Below are 7,912 nucleotides of genomic sequence, written 5' to 3' on the forward strand. Positions count from 1 at the left end.
TTTTAGGTACAACGACCCTAACAGACCTTTTATACTAGGCAGCCTTTTTAACGGACAAACTGCTGCTGGCGGAAAACCTACCAACACACACAAAAGCATTATTACACGTAGTGGGCACACACTAGAGTTTAATGATAAAGGAAACGCAGAAAGCATAACAATAACAGATAAAAAAGGCAATCATTTTATTATTGACACGGCTAATGAAACCATAACAATAAATGCGCTTAAAGACATTAATATTAATGCAGGTGAAAACTTAAATATTACTGCAGGAAAAAATATTACTGTTAATGCTGGTGAAAATATTGACGAAAATGCAGGAAAAAATATAACTACTGTGGCAGGTACAGATATCTCTATCTCTGCTACTGGAAATATTTTAGAAAACTCTGACAATAGAACAGAAATTATAGACAAAAATTTTAAGCGAGTATCAACTACATCAAATGAAATAGCAGGTGAGTTAAGCGTAATAAGCGAAAAAGAAAATATGACCCTGCTTAGTGGGAAAACAGTTGAGTTTAATAGTGTCGAAAAATCTAATCTATTTTAATCATGGCAATTAGCAAACAAGCAAAAAACTTAGGAATTAAGGTTGAAAATAATTACCAGCTAATAACAGGCGGGAAATTAGAAAAAATGGCAGAAATAGTAAATATTGAAGCTATAGATGAAAACCTAACATTGTATTCTGGAAAAAAAATAGTTTCCAAAGGAAATAATTAATACAAACAGTTTTACAGTTAAAACTACGGCAATAAAACAGTATAAATTATAATATGAGCAGTATAAAATTTGGCACCTACACTCCTCCCGAGGAAGAAAAAAAGGAAAACAAAATAGATGTTATTGTTAGTGTATTTTTTGATGGCACTTTAAATAATAAAGCGAATACTACCTCTAGAATAAATGATGATAACAAGTACACTTGGCTTTTTACAAAAGGCGACACAAGTTATGAAAATGACTACTCTAACATAGCTCGTTTAGAGATGAATTATAACGCGCAAGTTAAACCACAAGAAACAAATAACGAAAATAAAATTATTACTTACGAAACTCATAATATTAATGTATACGTAGAAGGTATTGGCACAATGGATGGCGGTGATGATTTAGATGCTAAATATGGTACAGTAACAGGTATGGGGCGTCATGGAGCAAAGGCAAAAGCAGAAAAAAGTTTTAAATTAATTTTAAAAAAATTAAATAAAATAAATCTAAAAGAAGGTACTATTATCAACAAAATTAGCATCGATGCTTATGGTTTTAGTCGTGGTGCAGCAGCTGCACGCCATTTTCTAAATAGTTGTAGTGGCAGAAAAAAAGCAACATTAGAGCGCAATTACAAAGAAAAAAATGGACAAAAAGTATATACTGATGAAGAAAATGGTTGGTTTGATGGAATTAGCACCGAGGAATACCAAGAATATACATACGGAGGAGATTTAGGTGTGTATTTAAAAGAAAAAGGAGTTAAATTTAGTAAAGTAGAATTGCGTTTTGCTGGACTATTTGATACTGTGCCCTCTATTGGGGTTTTTTCTCATGAAAACGATCACAAACAATTAAATTTAAGTCTTCCGTCAAAATTAAAAAAGGCAGTACATATTACAGCTACTGATGAGCATCGTAAAAATTTTGAATTACGTCAAATTTCTGGCGCTAGCTTAACTTCATCAAAACGAGTAGAAATTAATTTACCAGGAGTACACTCAGATATTGGAGGTGGCTATAATGATGCTAAAAAAGAAAAGATTCGTTTATCATCAAGCAGAAGTAAAGCAATTATTTTAGAGGATAAAAAATGGCTAATTTCTCAAGGCTGGTATACCAAAAATGATTTAAAAATTACAGAAATAGACACCTCTTATGAATCTGAATCCCTAGGTAAAGTAGAACAAAAAAATTACACATTACACGGTTACAAAGCCAGCATTAGTAATAAATATTCATTTATTCCTTTACATTTAATGAAGGATTACGCTGAAAAAATACATAAAAACTTATTTAAGCCTAAGATTAATACTAGTTTTAAAATTTCTGGAGATACACTAAGCGCAGCAAATGAACGTATAAATGATTACATAAAGCAAAGAGATGAAATTCCGCATGACTTAACTAGTTCTGAGGTTACACAAAAAGATATTTCATTAATTAAAAAGTTACGTTATCATCATTTTCATTTTTCAGCATCTTTAGATATAGGTATGGCCCCAGAAGGCTATGCCAATAACAGAAAAAGAACTATATATTAACAAAATGAATAAAATAACGCTAATTGTTTGCATACTAATAACCCTAACAAGTTGTATGAAAAAATATGAATGGATGCCTACAGAGTGTGCCCCAAAAAATTACCCTGTAGAAATTTATAAAGGAGAATTTTACTTAGACGATGCTAAAACCAACAGCATTTATATCCCATCTGGCAAAGTAGTAAATAATAGTTGGGGAGAAGGCCTGTCTACTCTTATCTCTGGTGATCTAGAAAAGCAAGTACCTAAACATTTACGAATTGCTTGGTTTTCCTATACTGAAAACAAATTTTACCTTTTAGACACTCCTTTGCCTTATAAAAAAATAGACTCTATTTTTAATAAAGGGAGCTATAATTGGACAGAGAAAAAACAAGATTATTCATTTGATTTATCCGTAGGTATGGCTCCTGGCGGCAAACTAACTCTTTTTATGCTTGCCCCTGGATACAACGTAAATGTTGCTAGCTTTTTAGCAGAAGAAACCAATAGAATTTCTTGGATTCAGTTTTTAAAAATGCAAGGTGGTAATACCGATATTAAAAGAGAAGAGCTTTTAAAAGTAGTTTTAGATTTTGAACTTACCCCAGAATTTAGAGAACAAATTGAAGAAACAGGTATTCCTTACGGGTTATGGGACACGTATGAGACAAAGTACACTACACAACTAAAATTTAAATCTCCTAGCAGAAAATTAAAATATTTAATTACCCACCACCTTAACGGCGAGTTAAACACTTATAGAAATCAATATTTAAATACTTTACAAGATAAACAGTCCTGGGCAGGTGTACATAAAATAGGTTTAGGATGGCAATCTCCAGAAGGAGAAGATTATGCCAGCGTATTTACATTTAAAAAAGAACAAGTATTAAATGCATATAATGAGACTAATACAGATAATGTATCATTTGTTATAGATGTAATTTCAGAAAACAGAGATAGTGTAAAAATTTATATCAAAAGTGGAGAGTATCAAAAATTATTAATCCCTACAGACACCAAATTCTGGAAAGAATAACACACCAAAATGAGTACAGCTAACACTAAAAAAACATATTATACCTATACGTTAAAGGCTAATGATAGTCTAAATACTCTTGCTCAAAAGTTTAGTTTATCTGTAAATGAAATTTGTAAATTTCATAATGAGCTATCAGGTTCAAAAAAAAATATCTCTGCTGCAAATGGTATACCTTTTCACGTTTCTAAAATATTTTTACCTGCAACAGTTAAAAACAATAAACAAGAAAAAACTTTTACAAAAAGTACACCTATAAATTTAACCAACCAAAATAGTTTACGTTGTAATTTTAATGTATTAAACCACAATTATGGCATAGTAATATTTATAAATACACAAAAAGAAACAAAAAGAATACATTACACCGCAGCCGTAAATTATGAAAAAGAATATGACTATACATATGAGTTTGTATTAAAGAAAAATGAAGTTTACGTAGATTATAAAATACCCAATTTATTAGCCGAAGATTTTGCCATAAGTTTAGCAAAACCACTATATCCAATTCATACTAAAATAAATAAAAAAGGAAAGCTAATAGGTGTAACTAACCAGCAAGAAATATTTAAACGTTGGAAAAAAGCAAAACCAAAAATTTTAAACTATTTTAAGTCTCCCTTTGCTAATGAGCAAATACAAATAGCTAACAAAGCTTACCAAAGTACTATTGCTATAGAAAAAGCTATACAACGAGATGTTTTTTTTACACTTTACTTTTCTGGAGTATACAACAAATACCTTTCTAAATTAGAAATCTCCAATACGGTAAACATACCTTTTTACCCTTTTATAACAGCTATACAATACCAAGTAAAGCAAACAATACAACCATTTTTAAATGCAAACAATAATATTGTTATGCAACAACTTGGTACAGTATGTGACAAAAGATCTAGTAAGGACATAGAACAGAATAAAGACCAACCTTACTTTAAAGGCACACCCTTAGAAGGAAATTTGGATGTTACCTATGAGTTTTGTAATAAAAATTACACCATAAAAAGTATAATTGGTACAATAACATTGGTTTTAAATAAGAAATTAGATAAAAAAATAACCATAGAAGCCTACCATTTAATATAATATATAATACTATGAGCGAAAAACATATAGTTTGCCACCAAGCTTCTTGTAAGTGTATGCAAGGTACAATGCCAGATAAATTATTGGTAAACACGCAGACAAAACATTATATAAATGATAGTAGTATGAGTAACAAACTTATTGCTACAAATAAAGAAATAGGCCAACCTTTTGAAAAAAATACTTTTGGCCAATGTAAATTACAACCAACACCTGGCGGGTACAAGCCTTGCCAACCTACTATTACAGAGTGGACAGGTTTTTATGAGGATGTTACCCTAGACGAAAATAACGGTAACCCATTGTTAGAAGACAGTATGGCTACCTGTGCAATTGCTGGGGCGCCCTGTGTAGAAATTACAGACCACGGACAAATTGCAGAAGTTGTAGCGCAAAATATAAGCAATGCTAATGAAGATACACTTGCGCAAATTAATCCTCTTACCCCAATGAGTAGTGATAATGCCCAAAACATTAACCTTAAAGTTAGCTAAGTATGCACCTACAAACAATTATTAATGGTAAAGTTGTAAAAAGTTCTTCTACAGACGCAAACAAACCTACTATTGTAGATTTACATTTAAACAAAACAGCCACTATAGACCTAGAAGTTAAAAACATACCAAGTACTTTTTGGCTTAAAAAGGCTAAAAAAGAATTTAGATGGGAAATCACAAACAATAGTAATTGTGTAGATACAGATGATTATACAGGTGGTGTAAAAGCAGAACTAAAACTTAGCAAAAGCAATGCAGGCTCAAAAGAAAACCCCTCTAAAATAACTGTTTGTGCAGACGATTTAGAAGAAAACTCTACTGTGGGCAACATTACAATTAACTGTAGTGCAGATAGTAAAATTACAAATACAGAATGGACGGTAAAAGAGTGTAGAAGCCACCAATTGGTATACTTAACAATAGACCAAGAAGGGTTATATGACCATAAAGTTACTGTAAAAGTATACAACCAAAAAGACCCTACAACACCTATACATACTTTTCCAGAATTACTCTTAAAATCTGGCACCAATAGTCTAGATCTTAGAGTAAGCAATACCACCAAAGAACCAAAAATACTATACTATACCATAACCCACTTAAACAAAGTTATTTACAATGGCAACAATACTAATATGCTACTTACTGTTGCTGTTATAGATTATTTAAATAATGACGACAAAGAGTTCTCTAACAACCTTACCCCTGTTACAATCCATAGCGAAGAGTATTTTACTCAAAAATATGAGCCTTGTAAATACTCTAAAATAGAAGTAAAATATAGCAATGAAAAACCACTTATAATATTTGATGAGGAAGAAGCTTGCTCTAACCCGTCTGACAATATTAAAAAAAGAATATTAGGAGGTGATCAAATAAAAAAATTAAACGTAACATTATCAAAGTTAAAATCTGATGAATGTAAATTAAACCTAATAGAGGATGGGCAATCTCATAAATCTAGAGTTTTTGATGTATCAGAACTAGATAAATTAAACATTGAGTATTGCCCTAGTGAACAAATTGAAGATCAGTTAGAAGTTAGTTTAGCCTATCCCTATAAACATCTAGATGATTTATGGGAGTTCTTTTTAAAATATAATCATTATACATTTATGGTACCAGAGCTACATACTATTCTGGTAGATTTACCTATAAACACCTGTCGTTATAGTAAACGTATAACGTTTGACTTGGTTCCTGACTTGTCATGGGCATATAACTTTAAATGGGGTGATCCAGAAAAAGAAAGAATTTCTGAGGATAGAAAAATGGAACTTGTTAAAAAATACGGGAAAGAAATAGTTTCCAACTTACAAAAAAACAATGTTTATTATGAAGATCTAGAACTTCCGCTTTATGATGGTGGTTTTGATAGTGATATTGAAATAATTGTAAACTGGATAGATGAGCAAAACTTTTTTATTAAAGATTTACTTAGTCACCTACTCATCAACGAAACCACATTAAATATTGTAACTAATTATATTAGAGGTAGTGCAAAAGATTTTAAATTTGGTTTGTATGGATTATACGGTTATGATGAAGATGGAAAACATCCAACCGTTTTAAACTATACAGAGAAGTATCCTTCAATAGGAAAAACAGTTGTTGCAGCTTCTGTAGTTGTTGCTCTTTTAGTAGATATATTGCTATTAGTGCTTACACGAGGTAAAAATTTACCTGGGTTGTTAAAAAAGGCTCAAAAAGTATTTAAAATCTCTAGAACAGTAGTAGGTATGGCAGGGGCTAACACTTATGACAAAAATGAAGAAGGCATAAAGCTTGTAATGCCCCAAATAGCCATATCTAGTGGCTCTGGTTATAAAAAACAAGAAGATGGCTCTACAAACCTAATCTCAGAAATTACAATTACAGGCGCTCCACTTTTTGCTATTGGTGACTACCAAAAGCACACTATAGGAGTGTTTATTTCTAATATTACTGGTCTTGGAGGTTTTTTTAAAGTTTTCCATGGTATTGTAGGAACTATCCAAACTGCAAAATCAATAGTTAGCCCAATAAAAGGGAAACTTATACCTACAAAACAAGCTAAAGGAAAAATCTCTGTTGGTTTTGATTTAAGAGACCTAAGAAACAAAGCATATGAAATACAAAATGATATTGAAGAAAGTATAAGTGAGTTTATTCAAAAACATTTTGGTCCAAAAATAGAAATGATTGTTGGTTTTGAAGGTTATTATGACGCGCATATAAACTTAAAAACAAACATAGACACCCAAGCTTTTGATCTTTTTGACGGTATTAACCACTACCTAAATAAAGGAGAGGTTACTTTTGGCAAAAAGCAAGGAATAAATGCCTACATAAGAATTGATGCCACATTAGAAGACAGAGAAGTAGCATACAGTAAACTAAATAGATATATTCCAGATTTTTTAAAGGATTGGACTGGTAAAGAATTTGCAGATATATCTGCAGAAGCAGAAGTAAGTGCCGCACTAACTGGTAATCTTTATTTTGAGCGTACTTACAGCTACAATATTGTTACTGCCGCTGTTGCCGCAACAGAAAATATTGTAAGCCAATCATTTAAAACACCTAAAGATGTGGTAACAGGTCCTGGAGCAAAAGCAGGACTATTAAAAATGCCACATTACCGTGATAATTATATCTTTACAGGTCTAATTGGGGAGGTAATAGTTCAACTAAAGGCAAATTACAAAAAAGATAAAAGTTACAAAATAGATGTGTCTAACGGTACAGATAAGGATGGAAAAACCAAACCTGTAGTTATAAAGCTAATTCCTGAATTTGTAATTCCAGGAAAACTTATCCCTGTGTTTGATACTGAAACAAAATTAAGAACAATATGACTTTAAAAAAGATTATTTTAATTCTACTATGCGGAACAGCTATAACTAGCTGCGCCCAAAATACTAAAACTACTAAAAATATGAACACTGCAGACCAAGACAGTATTACCATACATAATGTTACAGATAAAATGTGGCAAGCTAAGCCCAATTATAATGAGCAACCTATGTACTTGCTGCGCATAAACCAAGAGTATTGTACCTATGAGG

Annotated in this window: 7 protein-coding genes and 1 pseudogene; all 8 read left to right on the forward strand. The window is 31.5% G+C overall.

Translation table 11 applies throughout. The annotated features are described in order from the left end of the window. A pseudogene (locus KLA_RS18155) lies at positions 1–556 on the forward strand (DUF2345 domain-containing protein); the annotation flags it as partial. 2 nt (positions 557–558) lie between these two features. Continuing rightward, complete coding sequence (locus KLA_RS18160; protein ID WP_157451698.1) at positions 559–729, forward strand: hypothetical protein; 171 nt, start codon at positions 559–561, stop codon at positions 727–729. Between the two features lie 53 nt (positions 730–782). Further along, the gene (locus KLA_RS16750) at positions 783–2,261 is read left to right on the forward strand and encodes a phospholipase effector Tle1 domain-containing protein (protein ID WP_034647222.1); all 1,479 of its coding nucleotides are present in this window, start codon (positions 783–785) and stop codon (positions 2,259–2,261) included. A gap of 55 nt (positions 2,262–2,316) precedes the next feature. Continuing rightward, positions 2,317–3,282, forward strand: coding sequence for a DUF2931 family protein (locus tag KLA_RS16755; RefSeq protein ID WP_161633472.1), 966 nt, complete (start codon positions 2,317–2,319; stop codon positions 3,280–3,282). Between the two features lie 9 nt (positions 3,283–3,291). After that, positions 3,292–4,368 (forward strand): hypothetical protein, encoded by a 1,077-nt coding sequence (locus KLA_RS16760; protein WP_034647226.1) that lies wholly within the window; start codon positions 3,292–3,294, stop codon positions 4,366–4,368. 11 nt (positions 4,369–4,379) lie between these two features. Further along, entirely contained in the window at positions 4,380–4,862 is a 483-nt protein-coding gene (locus KLA_RS16765; protein WP_034647228.1) for a DUF4280 domain-containing protein, read from the forward strand. 2 nt (positions 4,863–4,864) lie between these two features. Beyond that, a complete protein-coding gene (locus tag KLA_RS16770) occupies positions 4,865–7,702 on the forward strand; it encodes a hypothetical protein (protein ID WP_034647230.1) in 2,838 nt (945 codons plus the stop codon). Then, positions 7,699–7,912: hypothetical protein (locus KLA_RS16775; RefSeq protein ID WP_034647231.1), on the forward strand; the 214-nt coding region annotated here is incomplete at its 3' end. The genes KLA_RS16770 and KLA_RS16775, both read left to right, overlap by 4 nt.

The organism is Cellulophaga geojensis KL-A, assembly GCF_000568425.1.
Lineage (GTDB): Bacteria > Bacteroidota > Bacteroidia > Flavobacteriales > Flavobacteriaceae > Cellulophaga > Cellulophaga lytica.